The organism is Segatella salivae F0493 (assembly GCF_000477535.1).
Lineage (GTDB): Bacteria > Bacteroidota > Bacteroidia > Bacteroidales > Bacteroidaceae > Prevotella > Prevotella salivae.
On the sequence record NZ_AWGW01000007.1, the window covers coordinates 136,764 to 156,374 of the forward strand.

Annotated in this window: 15 protein-coding genes and 1 tRNA gene; 10 read left to right on the top strand and 6 right to left on the bottom strand. The window is 42.2% G+C overall.

From position 1 onward, the window contains the following. Positions 1–21 precede the first annotated feature (21 nt). From HMPREF9145_RS03180 to HMPREF9145_RS03215, 8 genes are all read left to right on the top strand, one after another. Positions 22–831 carry a helix-turn-helix domain-containing protein gene (locus HMPREF9145_RS03180; protein WP_021825073.1) on the top strand — a complete coding sequence of 270 codons (810 nt, stop codon included), beginning with the start codon at positions 22–24 and terminating at the stop codon, positions 829–831. A gap of 159 nt (positions 832–990) precedes the next feature. Further along, a tRNA-Leu gene (locus HMPREF9145_RS03185) sits at positions 991–1,072 on the top strand. 795 nt (positions 1,073–1,867) lie between these two features. Next, entirely contained in the window at positions 1,868–3,934 is a 2,067-nt protein-coding gene (locus tag HMPREF9145_RS03190) for a GDSL-type esterase/lipase family protein (protein WP_231369744.1), read from the top strand. Positions 3,935–3,969: 35 nt separating this feature from the next. Continuing rightward, positions 3,970–5,013, top strand: a complete 1,044-nt coding sequence (locus HMPREF9145_RS03195; RefSeq protein WP_021824808.1) for a cyclically-permuted mutarotase family protein — start codon at positions 3,970–3,972, stop codon at positions 5,011–5,013. A gap of 10 nt (positions 5,014–5,023) precedes the next feature. Then, positions 5,024–6,265: an MFS transporter gene (locus tag HMPREF9145_RS03200; RefSeq protein WP_021825070.1), complete on the top strand. Its 1,242-nt coding sequence runs from the start codon at positions 5,024–5,026 to the stop codon at positions 6,263–6,265. 76 nt (positions 6,266–6,341) lie between these two features. Further along, positions 6,342–7,259: a dihydrodipicolinate synthase family protein gene (locus HMPREF9145_RS03205; protein ID WP_021824995.1), complete on the top strand. Its 918-nt coding sequence runs from the start codon at positions 6,342–6,344 to the stop codon at positions 7,257–7,259. A 12-nt stretch (positions 7,260–7,271) separates the two neighbouring features. Beyond that, complete coding sequence (locus HMPREF9145_RS03210) at positions 7,272–8,462, top strand: AGE family epimerase/isomerase (protein WP_021824836.1); 1,191 nt, start codon at positions 7,272–7,274, stop codon at positions 8,460–8,462. Positions 8,463–8,667: 205 nt separating this feature from the next. Continuing rightward, a complete protein-coding gene (locus HMPREF9145_RS03215) occupies positions 8,668–10,674 on the top strand; it encodes a ComEA family DNA-binding protein (protein WP_021824817.1) in 2,007 nt (668 codons plus the stop codon). Between the two features lie 18 nt (positions 10,675–10,692). On the opposite strand, the gene HMPREF9145_RS03220 is transcribed toward HMPREF9145_RS03215, so the two are convergent. Beyond that, positions 10,693–11,721 carry an NAD-dependent epimerase/dehydratase family protein gene (locus HMPREF9145_RS03220; protein ID WP_021825081.1) on the bottom strand — a complete coding sequence of 343 codons (1,029 nt, stop codon included), beginning with the start codon at positions 11,719–11,721 and terminating at the stop codon, positions 10,693–10,695. A gap of 260 nt (positions 11,722–11,981) precedes the next feature. Here HMPREF9145_RS03220 and HMPREF9145_RS13380 point away from each other — a divergent pair, with 260 nt between their 5' ends. Continuing rightward, a complete protein-coding gene (locus HMPREF9145_RS13380) occupies positions 11,982–12,095 on the top strand; it encodes a DNA-directed RNA polymerase (RefSeq protein WP_155945261.1) in 114 nt (37 codons plus the stop codon). A gap of 75 nt (positions 12,096–12,170) precedes the next feature. On the opposite strand, the gene HMPREF9145_RS13900 is transcribed toward HMPREF9145_RS13380, so the two are convergent. After that, a complete protein-coding gene (locus HMPREF9145_RS13900) occupies positions 12,171–12,563 on the bottom strand; it encodes a tetrahydrofolate synthase (RefSeq protein WP_231369745.1) in 393 nt (130 codons plus the stop codon). 519 nt (positions 12,564–13,082) lie between these two features. Between HMPREF9145_RS13900 and HMPREF9145_RS03230 the strand changes: the two genes are divergently transcribed. Further along, positions 13,083–14,504: a hypothetical protein gene (locus HMPREF9145_RS03230; RefSeq protein WP_155945262.1), complete on the top strand. Its 1,422-nt coding sequence runs from the start codon at positions 13,083–13,085 to the stop codon at positions 14,502–14,504. A gap of 218 nt (positions 14,505–14,722) precedes the next feature. On the opposite strand, the gene HMPREF9145_RS03235 is transcribed toward HMPREF9145_RS03230, so the two are convergent. The 4 genes from HMPREF9145_RS03235 to HMPREF9145_RS03250 are packed head-to-tail and all read right to left on the bottom strand — an operon-like array spanning position 14,723 to position 19,598. After that, positions 14,723–15,829, bottom strand: coding sequence for a BACON domain-containing protein (locus HMPREF9145_RS03235; RefSeq protein ID WP_021824838.1), 1,107 nt, complete (start codon positions 15,827–15,829; stop codon positions 14,723–14,725). A gap of 18 nt (positions 15,830–15,847) precedes the next feature. Next, complete coding sequence (locus HMPREF9145_RS03240; protein ID WP_021824912.1) at positions 15,848–17,110, bottom strand: DUF4302 domain-containing protein; 1,263 nt, start codon at positions 17,108–17,110, stop codon at positions 15,848–15,850. 14 nt (positions 17,111–17,124) lie between these two features. Then, positions 17,125–18,009 carry a zinc-binding metallopeptidase gene (locus HMPREF9145_RS03245; RefSeq protein ID WP_021825115.1) on the bottom strand — a complete coding sequence of 295 codons (885 nt, stop codon included), beginning with the start codon at positions 18,007–18,009 and terminating at the stop codon, positions 17,125–17,127. A gap of 20 nt (positions 18,010–18,029) precedes the next feature. Further along, the gene (locus HMPREF9145_RS03250) at positions 18,030–19,598 is read right to left on the bottom strand and encodes a RagB/SusD family nutrient uptake outer membrane protein (RefSeq protein WP_036906367.1); all 1,569 of its coding nucleotides are present in this window, start codon (positions 19,596–19,598) and stop codon (positions 18,030–18,032) included. Between the last annotated feature and the right edge of the window lie 13 nt (positions 19,599–19,611).

Consider the following 19,611-nt stretch of genomic DNA (forward strand, 5'->3'; position numbering starts at 1 on the left):
AATTTAATTTATTCCCTTTTTATGGACTACCGAGAGACTATCATTACCGGAAGTGACTTCACTAAGATGGGGGCTGCAGAAACCAAAGATTACATCGCGCATGTATTGTGTTTACAAGGCTCTTGCAGCTTTGTTTACAATGGTGAACGCTATGATTTATTGGCAAACAACTTATTAATTGTTCGGCAACATCACTTGATAAAGGACTTTTCCCCACACGAAAACTTCGATGTTGTGGTGCTTTTTATTCACGCACCCTTTATGGATTCGGCCGCACCCGACGTCAATTTTGGCGTTAGAAGCACGTTATTATTGATGGAAAATCCAATCTTAAAGCTAACTAAGGAGGAAGCAATCAAGTGCAAAAAAGACTTAGATGCCATTGTTGAAAGAGCCAAAGATAGAGGTCATAGCTATTATCTTGACGCGTTAGCTGTTAGTTGTTTGCAGCTCTTTTTAGATGTATTCGACTTCGAAAATCGTATATATGGTCCCACACATGTACCGCTTCGGTCGGCTCGTTTGATTCGAGACTTCATCAAACTACTACAGAATGGCGAGTATAAGTCACATAGAGAAGTAGCGTATTATGCCGGTAAACTCTTCGTAACGGCTAAGTACTTGTCTGACGTTTGCCGTACAGTTACGGGTCATCCTGCTAACTATTGGATTCACCATTTCGTTAACATTGACATACGTTTGCACTTGCGTAACCGCCGATTATCAGTGTTAGAAATCAGTGAAAAGTTTAACTTCTCATCGCCGGCACACTTTACTCGTTACGTACAGGCACAGTTAGGTGAGTCACCTTCTGCTATCCGTGAACGTTAGAAACCAAACATTTATAATCTTCTATCCATAACGAAAACAGGCTGATAACATTGTAAGAGCGTTTTGAAATAAATTTAGTTGAACAACGTATAAAGCGTAAAAAAATCATCAACCTTTTTTCGTTATCTCAAAATATTATTGTATCTTTGCACCAACGAAGCGCTTGTGGCGAAATTGGTAGACGCGCTAGACTTAGGATCTAGTGGTTTATGCCGTGTAGGTTCGAGTCCTATCAGGCGCACTTTTGTAAGAGCCAAGTAGTTGATATTCAGCTATTTGGCTTTTTCTTTATGGCTAAATGTGAGCTTGTTTGCCTTGTTTTTTATCGTAAAATGCTTGTAACCACGGCTTGATTTTCATGCAATTATGCGATGTTTCATTATAATTATTTGTTTTTTTTGATAGGAAACAGATGATGTTTACAGGTGAAATATCGTGTGAACAAAGGCGTATGTATGCCTTTTTACGATGAAAAAACAAATAAACTTGTTGTGCTTTATTTTGTTGATTGCTTGGGAAAGAAATATGATTGTCTATACTTCAGAAAATCTTTTGCATCATTTTATGCGGTAAAGTATGGCATTTCATCGTGTAATTTGTGTCATTTCACTACGTGTTTTGACTCAAAAAGGAGTGCATTATGAATGGAGTTACATGATAAGGAGATGAAAGTGAGGATGTCGAAGCCATAAAAAGACTCCGTATATACACTAAAAAGAACTTTTAATTTCTATTTGGTGGAGGATTGAGATGTTAAAAACCAACCAACAATATTTACAAAAACAAAGAATACATAAAATCTTTTTAGTTTGTTTTATATATGAAACAAATACTTTCTATACCAGAAACAGGAGGCCTTTTCCCTATTTCAAGCGACACATTTAACAATTCAATCGCAACATGAAAAAGTGAGTTTTGGGTATAAGATACAGGAAAAACGCCGCTATTTTTTGGACATCTATCAGATTTGTGGTATATTTGTAGGCAGTAACCATCTAATAGGAAACAACAAAGCTCTATGAAACTACACCTCAGAATGAGTTTTATATTATGCTGTTCACTACTCATTGCCGTGTTGGGCATGGGCAAGAACCGCATCAAAGTGGCTTGCGTTGGCAATAGCGTCACCTTTGGTTACGGCCTCAACAATCGCGAGCAAACGTGTTATCCAGCTGTACTGCAACGTTTACTCGGCATGAACTATGACGTTAGAAACTTTGGACATTCAGGTACAACGCTGCTAACCGAAGGACACAGGCCTTATATCCAACAAACGGAATATAAGGAAGCGCTGGCATTTAAGCCTGATTGGGTTGTCATCCACTTAGGTCTTAACGACACCGACCCACGCAACTGGCCCAACTACAATCAACATTTCAACCGCGATTATCAGCTACTTATTAATGCCTTTCGAAAGGAAAATCCCAAGGCCAAGATTTGGATTTGTCTCATGACGCCTATCTTTCACACGCATCCTCGATTTGAAAGTGGCACTCGCGATTGGCATGCAGCAATCCAAAAACATATCCACGACATTGCAAAGGCTAATCATGTTGAACTCATCGACCTACATACGCCCCTCTATTCTCGCCCCAATCTCTTCGCTGATGCACTTCATCCGAATGCAGAAGGTGCTGAAATCATGGCACAAACGATTCGTTCTGCGCTCACAGGTGACTATGGTGGACTGAAAATGTCATCGCTTTATGCCGATGAAATGGTGATGCAGCGACGCGAACCCATCGTATTTCGTGGAACCGCCAATGCCGGAGAACAAATTAAGGTGACATTCCTCGGTAAAAAAGAAACTACAAAAGTCAAGACAAACGGCCAGTGGGAGGTAAGTTTTCCGGCGATGGGAGCAGGCGGACCTTATGAGGTTCACATCGTAACAAAAGCCCAACAACGCACGATTCGCCACATTTATATTGGTGAGGTGTGGTTATGTTCAGGACAATCAAACATGGAATTTCCCGTCAGTCAGTCGACTTCAGCCCACGAAGACCTTGCCACCGCTGCCAAGCAACCCCTACTCCACCTCTTTAATATGTATACTCGCTTCCCAACGAATGCCGAGAAATGGGATGAAACAACGCTCGATGCCGTCAACAAATTGGCACTCATGGGAGGAAATATATGGGAAACGGCCAATGAAAACACCGTTAAGAACTTTTCTGCAGTGGCATATCATTTTGGAAAAGCATTGGCAGATAGTCTCAAAGTGCCCGTAGGCATCATCTGTAATGCCGTGGGTGGCACCACAACTGAATCATGGATAGACCGAAACACCCTTGAATGGCAGTACCCTTCCATCCTTTATGACTGGTATCATGGCGACTTTGGGCAGCTCTGGGCACGTCAACGAGCACTTCAGAACATTGCCCTTGCTCCAAAAACAGCCTTGCAACGCCACCCTTATGAGCCGTGTTATATGTTTGAAGCAGCCATGTTGCCATTAAAAGATTATGCCATTCGCGGCGTGGCTTGGTATCAAGGAGAGTCTAATGCCCACAACATTGAACTTCATGCACGCTTATTCCGCCTCTTAGAGAAAAGCTGGAGACACTTCTTTCACCGCCAAAAGCTGCCGTTCCTTGTCGTACAATTGTCAAGTCTTAACCGCCCGTCATGGCCCGAGTTCCGTGATTCTCAACGGCGGTTATCTGCAAAACTTCCCGAAACGTGGCTCACAGTGACCAGCGATCTCGGTGATTCTTTAGACGTACATTACCGAAACAAACAGCCTGTCGGCGAGCGTTTGGCGCTTCAAGCCTTGCATCATGTCTACGAACATCACCTTGTTTCCGAAGGACCTACATGCATAAAGGCTCGCGCTGTGGATAATCTTGTCTACCTTTATTTTGAGAATGCGCATGGGTTACAAGCCAAAGGAGGGGCTGTTCAAGGTTTTGAAGTAGCCGGAAATGATGGAGTTTATTATGCCGCAAAGGCCGAAATAGAAGGTGAAAGCGTAATTGTCAGCAGCGATAAAGTGCCAAATCCGCGAGCTGTTCGCTATGGTTGGCAGCCCTTTACGCGTGCAAACCTCATCAATTCTGCCTCACTCCCCTGCAGTACATTTAAGAAAAAGATAGCTCTATGAAGTCAATTCGAATATTATTAATCATATATCTTGTGATGAATCCATTCATAAAAGAAACTAAGCTGCATGCACAATCGTTGCACTTAGCACGCGTTGAATATGTGAAAGGCTTTCCATCAGACGAAGCCGGAATAGAAAAAGGAGTGTCAGCCTGCTTTGCTGGCACAGTCGACAATATGCTTTTAATGGCTGGGGGATGTAACTTTCCAGAGAAGCCCGCGGCAGAAGGTGGTCTGAAACATTATTATCAAGGCATTTATGCTGCAGAAATCACACGCGAAAACCAACTGAAATGGACACTTGTTGGAAAGCTTCCACAACCTTGCGCCTATGGTGTGAGCATTCCTCTCCCAAGTGGTTTGCTCTGTATTGGAGGCAATAATCTTAATGAAAGCTTTGATTCTGCGTTTGAGATCATCTTGAAAGATGGTAAAGCCACACTGAAACAATATCCGTCATTGCCTGTAAAAATGGATAATTTTGCTGGTGCTTGCGATGGAAATCAAGTTGTTGTAAGCAATGGGTTGCAAACGTTCGCCCTCAAACTCAATCAACTTGAAGATGGATGGGAAACACTTCAGCCACTCACACCCAAGAAATTGAGTCAGCCTGTAGGTGTGTTTGTTGATGGAAACTATTGCCAATGGGGCGGCTGTACAGCCAAAACAGCAACCGAAGACTGCGAACTCAATCTCTCTGGTCAATGCTTAGGCAAGCCAACAACAGCGCTTGCACCACCTAAAAACAATGGTGGCGAAGATATTTTCTTAGGAGGAGCTGCAGCTATCAGTCTCACTCCACAAACCTTTGTGGCTGTTGGCGGCGTGAACAAAGATATCTTTTTAGATGCCGTAAACCACCCCAAACCAGGTTATATGACACATCCAGCTGAATGGTATCGTTTCAATCCCTTTATTTGTATATATGAAAATGGAGCTTGGAAGATAGCTGGCACCGAAAAGATTGCTGCACGTGCAGGAACAACATTAGCCAAACATGGCAACGACATCTATGTCATTGGAGGCGAATTGAAACCTGGTGTGCGCACGCCTGATATCTATCGACTAACCTTTAAGTAACCTATTTCACATGAAAATCATTGAAAAGAAATACTATCCCTGGGCAGTTGTTGCCCTGTTATGGGTTGTTGCCCTCCTCAATTACATGGATCGTCAGATGCTTTCTACCATGCAAGTATCAATGAAAGCAGACATTCATGAACTCAATCAGGCTGAAGCCTTCGGCGCATTGATGGCGGTTTTCCTTTGGGTTTATGGCCTTGTGTCGCCTTTTGCAGGGATGATTGCCGATCGTCTCGACCGCAAATGGCTTGTGGTGGGTAGCTTGTTTGTATGGTCTTCGGTAACTTTGGCCATGGGATATGCCACAAGTTTCGACCAATTATATTATCTTCGAGGCCTCATGGGCATAAGCGAGGCATTGTATATTCCATCAGCTTTGTCGCTATTGGCAGACTGGCATGAAGGCAAAAGCCGTTCCATGGCGATAGGAATCCACATGACAGGCATCTATATGGGACAGGCAATAGGAGGTTTCGGCGCTGTTATTGCAGCCATGTTAACTTGGAAAGCCGCCTTCCATTGGTTCGGAATCATTGGTATAGTCTATGCCATTGTTCTGGCAATCCTGCTATATGAAAAACCGCTTCGCAATGGTTTGAAGCACGAAAGCACAGCATCGACAACATCAAAAGCCAGTATGTGGCACGGAATTAGTACGGTATTATCTAATTGGGTGTTTTGGATTATTCTCTTTTTCTTTGCCGTTCCGAGCTTACCAGGCTGGGCTACGAAGAACTGGCTGCCCACTTTGTTTGCTCAAAACTTAGGAATTCCGATGCAAGAAGCAGGCCCTATCTCCACGATTACAATCGCTGCATCTTCGTTCTTGGGCGTAATCATGGGTGGATATTTGTCTGACCGTTGGGTAAAACGTAATCTCAAAGGACGCGTTTACACCAGCGCCATTGGCTTAGGCCTAACAATTCCAGCCTTAGTATTATTAGGATTTGGTCATAACTTGCCTGCCATTGTAGGCGCAGGCCTACTCTTTGGCATAGGCTTTGGCATGTTTGATGCCAACAACATGCCTATTCTTTGCCAGTTTATTCCGTCAAGACAGCGTGCCACAGCGTATGGAATCATGAACATGACAGGGGTTTTTGCCGGCGCATTGGTAACCCAAATGCTTGGGAAATGGACCGATGGAAACAAGCTCGGCTTTGGTTTCGCCCTCTTGGGAGCCATCGTTGCCTTAGCACTTTTTGTGCAACTGCGGTTCCTCAAACCTCAAACCGACAACATGGAATAAGCAAATTCTAATAAGAAAGCTTTCTGAATACAACATAAAACAAATTCATATAAGACATCATATAAATCAGATTACAATGGAAAAGATTATCGGATTGATTGATGCACCATTCACTCCATTTCATGAAAATGGTGATATCAACCTCGAACCCATTGCTGCTTACGGAGCAATGTTAAAGAAAAATGGTCTAAAAGGCGTATTTATTAATGGTTCTTCTGGCGAGGGCTACATGCTCACAACAGACGAAAGGAAGGCCTTAGCGACTGAATGGGTGAAGCAAGCACCAGCAGATTTCAAGGTAATTGTACACGTTGGCAGTTGCTGTTTGCGTGAAAGTGTGGAGTTAGCACACCATGCAGCCGAGATAGGGGCATGGGGAATAGGTGCCATGGCACCTCCTTTTCCACGCATAAATCGTATAGAAGAGCTCGTAAAATATTGCGAACAAATTGCTCAAGCGGCACCAAACCTCCCCTTCTATTACTATCATATCCCCGCTTTTAATGGCGCTTTCCTTCCTATGGTCGACCTTTTGAAGGCCGTAGATGGACGTATTCCCAACTTCGCAGGCATCAAATATACTTACGAAAGCCTTTATGAGTACAACCAATGCAGGCTTTATGCCAACGGCAAATACGACATGTTGCATGGTCAAGACGAAACTATCTTACCATCATTAGCCCAAGGGGGTGCCCAAGGAGGTATCGGTGGAACAACCAACTACAATGGACGTGAGTTGGTTGCCATTATAGAAGACTGGCAGAAAGGCGACATTGAATCGGCTCGAAAGCATCAAAACTTTGCCCAAGAAGTTATTAATGTCATCTGTCATTATCGTGGAAATATCGTTGGAGGCAAACGAATCATGAAGCTCATGGGCTTTGATCTCGGACCAAACCGCGTACCATTCCAGAATATGACGACTGAAGAAGAAACGCGTATGAAGGCTGAACTCGATGCGATTGACTTCTTTAGCAAATGTAATCAATTCTAAATGTCAATAAGAATGAACATAGATCCTAAAACTTATCTAAGGCAATGGGCTGACCGTTACAAACAAGAGGTCACCGAAAACATCATGCCTTTCTGGATGAAACATGGCGTTGACCACGTCAATGGCGGTGTATACACCTGCTTAAATCGCGATGGTTCACTCATGGATACAACCAAATCGGTTTGGTTTCAAGGGCGTTTTGCCTACATATGTGCCTACGCTTACAACCACATTGAAAGAAATCGTGAGTGGTTAGAGGCCTCAAAGTCTACCATTGACTTTATAGAAGCACACTGCTTTGATACAGACCGTCACATGTTTTTCTCTGTAACGGCCGACGGAACGCCTCTACGTAAGCGGCGATATGTGTTTAGTGAGACCTTCGCTGCTATCGCTATGGCCGAATATTCCATTGCATCAGGCGACTCACATTACGCTAAACGTGCCCTCGAAGTGTTTGATGACACACTGCGTTTCCTATCAACTCCAGGCTTCCTTCAACCCAAATATGAGCCCAATGTGCAGTTGCAAGGTCACTCTATCGTGATGATTCTCATCAATGTTTGCAGCTGTTTGCGCAATGCAGTGAATGAAGAGAGGCTCACAAAGCAAATTGATGAGTCGATAGATAAACTGCAACACTACTTCATGCACCCTGAGTTTAAGGCGCTGTTAGAAAGTGTTGGTCCTGCAGGGGAATTCATTGATACGAATATGACACGTACAATCAACCCGGGACATTGCATAGAAACCAGTTGGTTTATTATGGAAGAAGCACGCCATAGACAATGGGATAAGAAACTCTTAGACATGGCACTCACCATCTTTGATTGGTCTTGGGACTGGGGATGGGATGAAAACTATGGCGGAATCATTAACTTTCGCGACTGCAAAGGCTTGCCTTCACAAGACTATGCACAAGACATGAAGTTCTGGTGGCCACAATGTGAGACCATCATTGCATCGCTTTATGCTTACATGGCGACTGGAAACATGAAGTACTTAGAACGTCATCAGCAGATTAGTGAATGGACTTATGCCCACTTCCCCGACCCTGATTATCCCGAGTGGTATGGCTATTTACACCGCGATGGCACTGTAGCGCAGCCGGCAAAAGGCAATCTTTACAAAGGACCTTTCCACATTCCACGCATGATGATAAAGTCATTTACCCTCTGTAATGACATTCTCATTCGGATGTAACATTTGACTTCGTCACTTCAAGGATAACCATCCTTATCTTCATATCGGGCACATCATTCTCTATGGTGTGCCCGATAGTTCTTTTATGGAAATCAGATGACAATACATGAAAAGCTAAAAAAATCGCTTTTTTATTAGGAATTGTTCTCCTTTTTCCGTATGTTTGTTGCGTAAAACCTAACCTATTACCCTTAAACCAAATGCCATGAACCTACGAATCGGCTTTCTTCTGCTTCTCATTGGTTTGCTATCGGCAACCAAAGTCAATGCCCAACAAGAACAACGCTGGGAAGATTGCTATGCAGAACTCATCGGCATGGAAGGTGAAAGCGAAGAAGACATCCCCGATTATGACCTGCTTTGCGACATCGCTAACCATCCAATAAACATCAATCAGGCTACAAAAGAGGACTTAGAACAGCTTCCTTTCCTCAGCGATCAACAGATAGAAGACATCATGGAATATCTTTTTCGTTACCATTCTATGCAATCTTTGGGCGAGCTTTACATGATTCCATCTCTCGGTTACACGTATGCACGCCTGCTTTCTTATTTTATCTATATCGGAAAACCTAATGAAACTCATCATCTTTCATGGCAAAAAATCATGCGTTATGGCCGGCATAAGCTTGTAACAGCCATGAACATTCCCACTTATTCACGCCGAGGCTTTAAGGAAAATCAATATCTTGGCGGACCTATAAAACACTGGTTACGCTATACTTTCAATTATGTTCATCAGTTAGAAATAGGATTTACAGGGGCAAACGATGCGGGAGAACCTTTCTTTAAGGGTCGAAACAGCTTGGGATATGACTACAATAGTCTCTATCTTATGCTTCGAAATCAAGGCTGGTTAAAGTCACTTGCCATAGGGAAATACCGCGTTCGGTTGGGTATGGGACTTGTAATGAACTGCGATTATGGCTTTGGAAAGCAGATGCTTATTGCCTCTTTAGACCGCTCTTCTGCTACAATTCGTCCTCACACTTCACGTGCAGAAGCAAACTATTTGCAAGGGGTTGCAGCGACTTTTAAGTTGAACCGCCATTTAGAAGCTACCACTTTCCTCTCCTATCGCCAAATAGATGGTACCTTATGTCATGATAGTTTGGGAGCAATCTCCGCCATATCGTCCAGTGGAGCCCATCGCACTACCACCGAAATGGCACACAAACACAACACCGACCAATTCGTTGCAGGAGGTCATCTGCATTATTTTCATAATGGTTTCCACGTTGGAATCACGGCGCTTTACTCCACCTTAAACCGCGAGTTGCATCCCGACACCACATTACTCTACAAACGTTGGGCCGCCATGGGTAAGAGATTTTTCAATGCGGGCATTGACTATGGATACACAGGAAGCCGACTTTGCGTGAGCGGTGAATTGGCAACTGACGCTCATCTGGCGCTTGCCACCATCCACAAACTAACCTATCGTGTGGCCAACCCTTTGCAATTAGTGGCGATTCAGCGTTTCTATGCCTACAAATACAACGGACTTTTTGCTCGAAGTTTTGCCGATGCAGGAGCCGTTAAGGATGAAAGCGGTCTATATCTTGGTGTGAACTGGAATATCAATCGTGCCTTTTCATTGCTTGCTTATGGTGATTTTGCCTACTTTGCATGGCCTAAATACGGACAATCTATAGCTGGAACACACGCCCTTGATGGCTTTTTGCTACTCCATTACCAGCAAAAACAATTACAATGTGCCGCACAATATCGCATCAGACACCGTCAACGTGATGATGAAACGAAGTCAATGCTCATTGCACGAAATGAACATCGCGGACGTTTGAAAGTCGATTATTCTCCTGGTTCGTGGCATCTACGCACACAGGCAGACTTCACTTATGCCATGCAACAAACGAGAAGTTTTGGTTATATGCTTGCCCAAAGCATACAACGTGACTATAACCGCGTCATCATTTCAGGCACATTGGGCTATTTCCACACACAAGATTACAATAGCAGGGTATGCACTTATGAACGTGGAATGCTTTATGATTTCAGCTTTCCTAACTTCTTTGGGCATGGAATTCGTTATAGTTTTATGGCTCGAACGATGCTCAACAGCCACTTAACACTACTCATCAAAGCCGCAACAACAGATTATTTCAATCGCAATACCATTGGCAGTGGATGGCAAAAGATTGCGCATTCTGCTCAAACGGATATTCAACTGCAAGCTATTGTCAAACTTTAAACCATGCGAAACAACCTGTTACAGCGTCAAAGATGTAATTTTTCTTTCGGCTTCACCCATGATTTCTACCAGCTGATCACACCACTTATCAAACTGTTCATCGGCAGGTTGGCATTCTGGATGATGCATCACATAGTCTAATGTCTGCCGAACACCTTGGTCAAAACGCATGGAAGTGTGGAAATCGGGAACTGCTTGATGCAACTTTGACAAATCAAAGACCACCGAATTTGCCTTATCTCCCAACAACGCTCCCTTGAAATCGTATTGTGGTGCCAAGGCCAACAGCGTACTCGGAACATAACATGGGCGGAACGTTACACCCAAAACGTCGGCTATTGTCTTATGAATTTGATTCCAAGTCAACACCTCTTCACTCATCACTTGATAGGTTTCGCCTACTGCATGCACGTTGCCCAACAAGCCAACAAAAGCCTTAGCAAAGTCTGTGTTGTGTGTAACGGTCCATAAAGACGAGCCGTCTCCTGGCATGATTACAGGCTTTCCATCGAGCATTCTCTTAATAACTTGCCAACTACCTCGCTGCCCATGAATAGCCACGGGCACCGACTTGTTACCATAAGTGTGGCTCGGTCTAACTATCGTTACTGGGAAGCCATAGTCCCGATGATAATGATGTAACAGGTCTTCACACGCAATTTTCTCCCGTGAATAGGCCCAATAAGGATTCCGAAGCGTTGTAGACTCGGTGATAAATGGACTTGATAGCGGTTTATTATAACACGAAGCAGAACTAATAAAGACGTATTGTTTCGTACAATTAGCAAAGCGTTGGAAATCCTTCTCTACGTGTTCAGGACGAAAAGCAATGAAATCAACAACACAATCCCACATCATTCCACTCAACAGTTTGTCGGTTTCTGCACTGTGAATATCGCCTACAAGCGTGTTGACCTCACGTGAAAATTCATGCTGTTTACCACGGTTTAGTAACGTGACTTCCCACTCATCACGCGCACAAAGCAAATGCGTCACCGCACTACTGATAGTTCCTGTACCACCGATAATCAATATCTTACGTTTCATTTCCTGCCCAAATCTTTTATTGTTGATTGATATATAGCACACAAATATAATGAATCTATTGCACAATGGCAAAGAGAATCCATTCTATTTCACAGAAAAAAGATTCAGCCATCCATGTAGATTATATGTAGAAATGATACGCATCCCGTGATGTTTTCCCATAAAACGCATTGTGGAAAGTGGGGAACAACGCCATAGGCATTACGCTTTTTAAGCGTAATCCGCAATTAATCCACATGTGTATAGACATTAATCACACCATGAAACACACATTTCAACGCCGTAGGTGTTGCGTTTTTGATAGCCCAGGGTTGCCAAACGATAGTACAGGCTACCCTGGGTTAATGGATGTTGTGCGTGGAACAACGCCGTAGGTGTTGCGCTTTTTCGACATTACCCACCATGAATCTCCTCGTTATAACCATGCCTTCACAAAAAAAGCTCAACACCTATGGCGTTGAATCTCCTTGTCGATGCTTACCCGGGGTAGGCTCGTTCCTCGCCAACCCCGGGCTATCAAAAGAACAACACCTACGGCGTTGCACCATGAGGGCATACATAATGGAAGATACATTCATTGGAATACCGGCATAAAACCTACGGCGTTGCATCGTTGTGACATTCTCAATGGCAAATACATCCATGGAAATATTGGCACCAAACCTACGGCGTTGCACCATGAGACCAGTCACAATGTTAAAAACATTCATCGAATAATCATCACAATACAAACAATATTGTGGGTTGAAAACATTCGCAATGGCAAATACATCCATGGAAATATTGGCACCAAACCTACGGCGTTGCATCATGAGGGCAATCACAATATTAAACACATTCATCGAGAAATCATTATAATACACATGGCATTGTACATTAACAACGTTCAACATTCTGAACAAACGCATTGGACAATTATCATGAAACAAATGGTATGATGAGCTAACCCTATTTCAAGGTGCGTACCATTTCTAATTTATGATGATTCAATAACACAAACCACATTAATCCAACAGCTATAAAGGACAAAATGATTTGACATAGATTGTGCGGTAATTTGACGCTTATTACACGCTAAAATGACGCGAATTGTAATGTAAAATGATGCAAAACACGAAATCAAATCTCATTCTTTATCTACGCATCTCATTAGGATACTTATGCAAGAGGATGCAGATTAAACTATAAATAACCTTATTTTTAGCGTAAATATTTTGTTCTTGATTATTATTTTCCTATTTTTGTAGAAGAAGATTTCCGTGCCATCACGGACAAGAAACATTCAATTCATGTCAGCATATAATATTATATGCAACATATACGCTAACCATTCACCCTATAATGACCTTAAAACCAAAGAAATGAAAAAGAAAGAAAACAAGAAAAAAGATAGCCAATTATCCTCCACTACCACTCGTTTTATCACGGAAGAAATGCGGTTATTGAAGATTGGTCCATGCTTTATGTCGACCGACATACAGGAGATTGGACTCGGTCTTGTCATCGTTGGGCGCATACATCAAAGTGGAAAAATCAGCATTGCCTTTTTCCTTATTGACTCGTTTTGCTTGGGTGTGAAAGATTGTGGTTATAAACTATATCTCAAACAAGATGAAATTGAGGACATACTAAATATGTTTTACAACTTTGATTTTAAGCCATGTTCTTATGAAGAGGCGCATAACATGATCTATGGTGCCGTGCATTTTGCCGAGAAAGGTGGTATTAAACCTAATGAGAACTTTGAGTTGATGAAATATTTCTTGGCAGAAGACAATGCAGAGATACCTCACATCGCATACGAATTTGGCCGAAATGGAGAACATTATCTTTGTGCAAAGGACAAAGAAGAACTTAATCGGTTCCTACCCTTGCTCCAAAAGGCATTGGGAAAAGATGTTGAATATATTATACTTGATGAAGATACAGAAGAAGAAGAAATAGAAGAATATTTAGAAAGAGAGTCAGAATACACGTTCAAAATCCCAGATTATCCACGCCAAGTGACATTGATTCATCCGTGGGTATACAAGGAACTTGCAAAAGAGTATGACAAAGGACTGCCTGACGAGCAAACCTTCAGTAGGCTGTTAGACCTGCCTCACGACGAGTTAAGACACGATTTAGAACAAATTATCTTATATAAATTAGGACAGTTTCATCGCGTTCCAGTAAAGAAACAAAAGGAAGATTCGGTGGTTTTAGCAGCCGTCATCTTGCTTTCTGTAGTGGGTAACGAAGAAAGTCTTGGCTGTGTGTTAGAGTGTTTGCATCAACCGGAGGTATTCTATGACTTGTATATTGGCGACTTTATTGTCGAATCTATCATGCCATCGCTTTATTTCACGGGCAAAAATCAGTTAAAGAAACTCATGGAAGAGATGAAAATACCAGGTCTTTATCCTTTCGCCAAGTCGGTAATCCCTGAAGCTGTTCTACGCATTGCTATCGAAACACCCGAGAGAAGGGCTGAAGTCGTGGCATGGTTTCATGAACTTTTGCAGTTCATTATCCATGATTCACAACATGGAGCAAGTGTTCCGCCTGTATTAGTAGGCTTGATTTTAGATGATATAATAACGCTAAAAGCTTTTGAACTCCTACCAGAATGTAAAACGATCATTAAGGAAAGACTGGCTGACGAATATACTTTCAGAGACTTGAAAGACATCGAACAGCTGATGATTGATGAAAATAAACAGATGAAACTCACGTTAGACTACAGAGATATCATTAAGTGTTTGCGTGGTGAAAAAAACTCTTTCGGCGTTGAAATAAACTAAATCATAATAGAACTACAGAGATATTGCATGGGAAAAACCATGAAGTAAAGATGTGATTTTCGTAAACTTGTGAAAGGAGACACCACATTTATTTCGATGATTCATCTCATCTTAAAATGACAAACGACCGTAGTGAGTCGCAAACAGAAAACAAAAGAGAGCCGGAAGAATGATTCTTTCGGCTCTCAAAGCTTTGGTTAAGAAGATTGATATGTCTGTTATTTCAGCTTGAATGTTGGTTGATCAAACGACTTTGCACTTGCTGTTGTGGGCTTAAGTCTATAGAGATAGACATTTGTTCCCATCAAATAGTAGGCTTTATACGAATCGTTTGAGAACTGAGGTGAATCAAAAGCACCAAGGATTAGCATGGCAGGCTTACCGAAAGTCAATACCGTTCCATCGAGATCTGCTACCTTTTTAGCTACTTCTTCGCTATAGTTGAACTCACCAGAGATTATATTTGACGGTGAAAGACTTAGCTTTCTTTCAGATGCTCCGACTACTGTTCCGATGTAATATTGCTTGAACTTGCCGGCTGCTTGACCAGAAGCAATAGACAAACCAACATTATCGGCGTCGTAAATCACAGGTACTTCTACTCCAGAATTACCTACTTTAAGCACATAAGCATCGCCTTTCTTCTCTAAAGAAGCATTGTATAAGGTAGTAACCTGCTTGTTATTCTTATCTTTTTCGTCAATCTGCAAATAATACTTACCCTTCAAATCCTTATCGAAGTTCACCTGAACGACCTTCACTTTCTGTTTACCAGCTTCGCTCTCTATAGTGAATTCACCACGGCGTAGATGCCCTTCATCATTCTTTACAGTAGTAATGGTCAAGGCACCATGTTCATATTTCGGTGTAATCCAACTATCACTTGATGACACTTTGATGCCGAAAGTGCTTACAACCTTATAGGAAACGCTTCCTGCTTCATCATCAATCACGATAGTTCCAGGCATATCTAACTGGGTGTAAGGACCGAGTTGGTCGATTGCTACCACTGTAGAGTCAACATCAGAAGTCTTGATAACCACCGTGGTGTGACGTGACTGCAAGTCGCGATTAGGCTCAGTTGTAACAGTAACCAAATTGCCTTTGGTTTGCGTTTTGGCCCAAGAAGCATTTGCATAAGCGTGAGTTACATTGCCTTCTACATAGATACTATCAGTACCTCCAAGTGCATCGAAGGAAGTATTAGCCTCTAACACTTTCACAGAATGTGTGTCGATGTCATTCGTTATGTCGCCTTTTTCACAGGCTGTCAATAGTGAAAGACAGCCCATGACACAAAAAGCGTGGAATAATATTTTATTCATATTCGTTTGTTTTAAGCGTTATTGAATCTTCTTCATACCCTTTATATAAGGTATTTCGGCACTACCATTGACCTTAAGTGTTGTAGATTTGCCCACTTCATCATTGCCGTCATACTCTACAATGACGAAAGAGTCGGTGTTAAAGAATACACCATAGCTTGGAGTAAACGTGAGATATACCCCCTGTTTTGACGTATCTTTGGCAATGTTATAACCCAACATATCAATTCGATAATAGAAACCTCCATCGGCTAATGCCATTGCACACATCCAGAACTCATGGCCATTAGCAGCTGTATAGATGCGTTCAGGCTCCCACTTCAACGTTCCGTCCTTCTCCTCATAAGTGAAAGTGAGGTGGAAATCAGGTGAAAGTCCTTCGACCTTATACGTCTTTCCGTCTCCTGAAGCGACTAACTTCACTGGGATAGAAGCGTTTTCATACTCGAAGTTATAAGTTCCAAGATAGTCTTCATAGCGCATAAAGTCGGCGTGAAGAACAATGTTTGATGCCCCAGGATCAGTCGAAGTAAACGTTAGTTTGTCGTTATCATACGTGAAATGTTGAACCTGTTTACCATCTATTGTCACGGGAGATTGCAGTTCAATTCCATTCGAAGTAAAGAAGAACGGAACATCCTTTTCATTGCCCTTATAGCTTAAACTAAACCTACGATCAGCCGAAATCTCGACATTAAACGTATCCTTTTTGTTCGTATAATAGTAATTTTGTTTAACCTCTTCAGCCACTTTCTGCATTGAAGTGACATAATTTTGCCAGTTGACATCGTCTTTCAGGCGTGTCATGACCATCTTATTATGGAACTTCTTGCCTTCAAGGAAGATGGAATCATTCGTAGTTCGCTGAATGATGAACTCGTAATCTTGACCATGTCCATCACCATCCATCTGAGAAGGAGATGAAAGCATGTGGAAGATCTTATTGTAAGTGTTAATCGTTAACACTGGTCCCATGTCCTTGATAACATCATAACTTGATGAAGAAGTCTCTTGAGGCTGAGCTATATCGCTTGCAACAGTGACCTTACCATCCTTGAATTTCATTAGATATGTATAGCCTCCACCCTCATAACCAGCTTCAGTCCACAGATGAAGTTGCCATCCGTTGTTTGCTGATTCAAGTAGAGCGATATCAGCTTTTACAGCTTTTTCCACTCGCTGTGCAGCCGATTCGTCAAATACAACATCGTCATCGTGCAAACAAGATGTCAGCATCAACGTCGCAAGGAGTATCTGAATACTGAATATTATCTTTTTCATAAGCTGCTTTTCTTTTAGTTTAATTTGTTCAAATCAAGTTGATTAATCTCAGAAGCCCTACGGAGTACGATGCTACGTAGCTTGTCGATATCAAGTTTCCACGAATCTTTCATGTAGGAACGGATAATATCAAGTTTCGCCTGTATATAGGGAGCACCTTTCGAACCCGCTCTACGCATGAGTGCTTGCCAATCACTTGGCGATGTCGTTACATAGACCGAAAGCATCTCTGCAAAGTCTTCGATAGGCTCACTCATAGCATAAGGCGTCACAAAACCTCTTTGATTGGCTTCCCCTTGCTGTATTTGATACCAGTCACCACTTACATAATTGCCCTCAGAGATATGCTGAAAGTTCTCATCATAAGGTATCTTCTGATTCAAAATGTGGGTAAACTCGTGATGCATCGTATGGAAATAATACTCGTTTAACGTAGCATAATCTCGCAAAGTGGCATCAGTCAAGCGGTTAACCATATACAAAGTAATGACTAAACCGCCTTCAGCGGTTCCAAGAACCATGGTTCCATCTCCACTATTATAAGCCGCAGAACCAATCAAATGGATAACTCTTGGAACGTTTTCCTTAACGAAGTCTGAGCCAACGCATTCTGCATAAGCATCAAACCAAAGGTATTTCGCGATGATAGCTAACTTTGCTGACTTCGCAGAATCAGCTGGAACAAGATGGTATTTCATATCACTATAGATGTCTTCCATCTTGTATTTGAAGTCAATATTATACGGATAAGTATAATTATCAAGTAGCCATTTGTCGAAATTATCACGCTTTACGGCCTTGTTTTGAAAGATACTGTCTCCTGAAGGATTATCTTCTGAGCATGAAGCAAAGCTTAGTGACAGGATTGCTGCTAAGACTAATAAATATATTTTCTTCATCGTTTACTCATTTAATAATGTTATTTGTTTCTTGGATTGGCTGGAAGTCCAGCAGTAATAACATCCTGCGGCAACTGAATTGCACGTCGCGGATCGTCTTCTTTCATTGTATCGGTGACGGCAATAACCTTTCGACTGTCATTCAAAGTACGGCGATACATTACTATTCCGTAACGCTTCACGTCCTGAAGTCGCCATCCTTCGCCCACCGTCATTATGCGACGGAGTTGTAAAATCGCTTGAAGAATCGGCTCTTGTGTTGTAGATTCAATGCTGAACGCAGTGTGAAACTTCTTCTTCGGCGTAGGTTCTGTGGGCGTATAATAGTCTATTCCTCGATAAAAGTCTTGTATTCCAGTGAGTGTAACACTAAGATTTCCACCCGAGAAAGCCTTTACCTCTGTGTTCAAATCTTGCACAGCTTCAGCATATTTGCCTAACATGGTATTAGCTTCTGCCCGTACAAGCAACGTCAAGTCAGTCGTAAGAACAGGATATGCAGTGTGAGAATAGCCGATACGAGCCTGTATATCCGTGTATTCGAAAGCGTAAGGAATCTTATTTAAGAAATACTTTGATAGGCTGTTATTATTCCATACTGTATAACCGAAAGACGAACTACTTCCCCAAGGGCCTTGAGCTTGTAGGTCTTCTTTTTCAGAAATCAACTGACCATGAGCGTATTTAGCAGCAAAGTTGTATGGTCCGAGGTAAGCGCCTGCCTGAGAAAATGCCGTTTGTATCAAGAGATTGGCCTGACTTGAGATATTAACATAGTTGTTAGGTGCCACCTGTCCGTTGCTGGAAAGACTATAGAAAGCTTTCCAATCACGTAGTTTTGCAGAAGCATCAGTACCGAGTACGCGTGTAGCATAAGCCACTGCTTTATCATATTTCTGATAGTAGAGGTTGAAAAGTGCCGCAAAAGCATAGGCTGCATTACGTGTAAAGTGGTACTTAGGACGAGCATAATTGTCCGTCACTAAAGGCAAACCTTCTTCTATATCGCGGTTCATCTGATCATAACAAGCTGCTAAAGTGCCCCTTTCATACTTTGTTCCGACCTTTGTTTCAGGTGCCATTGGATAGGGAATTCCCATGGCTTTAGCAGCTGTTGTAGCATCATAAGCAACGCAAAATGTATTTGTCAACTGAAAGGCTGCAAACGCTCTACAAAGCAAAGCCTCACCTTTCGATGCCTGATATTCTTCAGTGTTGCCATTATCTTCTATTGCTTTCAATGCTGTATTGGCTGTAGACATTGCCTTATAAAAGCTATTCCATAACTGTTGTGGTGTCTCATCATCGTCTACTTCGGTAATATCGTCCCAAGAATATGCTTGATCTTGGAAGCGACCTGCACTCGTCCAACTCGTTACTTTGAATGCATCTGTGTTGTCAGAATACATTTCTGTGAGCAACGCGGCATTGCGTTCAGGATATGCAGAAACAATGAATTTCTGCACCTTCTCCTTACTATTAAGCTCCATTCTGTTATCAGGAAGCTTGTCAAGATAATCATCACATGAGCTAAAGCCCAACGAAACGGCAGCCAATGAGATGTATATATAAATCTTCTTAATGTTCATAACCATAATTTTT

Coding starts and splice junctions, on each gene's coding strand:
- HMPREF9145_RS03250 (WP_036906367.1), bottom strand. CDS start 19,598: ATGAACATTAAGAAGATTTATATATACATCTCATTGGCTGCCGTTTCG.
- HMPREF9145_RS03230 (WP_155945262.1), top strand. CDS start 13,083: ATGAAAAAGAAAGAAAACAAGAAAAAAGATAGCCAATTATCCTCCACT.
- HMPREF9145_RS03180 (WP_021825073.1), top strand. CDS start 22: ATGGACTACCGAGAGACTATCATTACCGGAAGTGACTTCACTAAGATG.
- HMPREF9145_RS13900 (WP_231369745.1), bottom strand. CDS start 12,563: ATGAATGTGTTTAATATTGTGATTGCCCTCATGATGCAACGCCGTAGG.
- HMPREF9145_RS03200 (WP_021825070.1), top strand. CDS start 5,024: ATGAAAATCATTGAAAAGAAATACTATCCCTGGGCAGTTGTTGCCCTG.
- HMPREF9145_RS03240 (WP_021824912.1), bottom strand. CDS start 17,110: ATGAAAAAGATAATATTCAGTATTCAGATACTCCTTGCGACGTTGATG.
- HMPREF9145_RS03195 (WP_021824808.1), top strand. CDS start 3,970: ATGAATCCATTCATAAAAGAAACTAAGCTGCATGCACAATCGTTGCAC.
- HMPREF9145_RS03215 (WP_021824817.1), top strand. CDS start 8,668: ATGAACCTACGAATCGGCTTTCTTCTGCTTCTCATTGGTTTGCTATCG.
- HMPREF9145_RS13380 (WP_155945261.1), top strand. CDS start 11,982: ATGAAACACACATTTCAACGCCGTAGGTGTTGCGTTTTTGATAGCCCA.
- HMPREF9145_RS03235 (WP_021824838.1), bottom strand. CDS start 15,829: ATGAATAAAATATTATTCCACGCTTTTTGTGTCATGGGCTGTCTTTCA.
- HMPREF9145_RS03190 (WP_231369744.1), top strand. CDS start 1,868: ATGAGTTTTATATTATGCTGTTCACTACTCATTGCCGTGTTGGGCATG.
- HMPREF9145_RS03210 (WP_021824836.1), top strand. CDS start 7,272: ATGAACATAGATCCTAAAACTTATCTAAGGCAATGGGCTGACCGTTAC.
- HMPREF9145_RS03245 (WP_021825115.1), bottom strand. CDS start 18,009: ATGAAGAAAATATATTTATTAGTCTTAGCAGCAATCCTGTCACTAAGC.
- HMPREF9145_RS03220 (WP_021825081.1), bottom strand. CDS start 11,721: ATGAAACGTAAGATATTGATTATCGGTGGTACAGGAACTATCAGTAGT.
- HMPREF9145_RS03205 (WP_021824995.1), top strand. CDS start 6,342: ATGGAAAAGATTATCGGATTGATTGATGCACCATTCACTCCATTTCAT.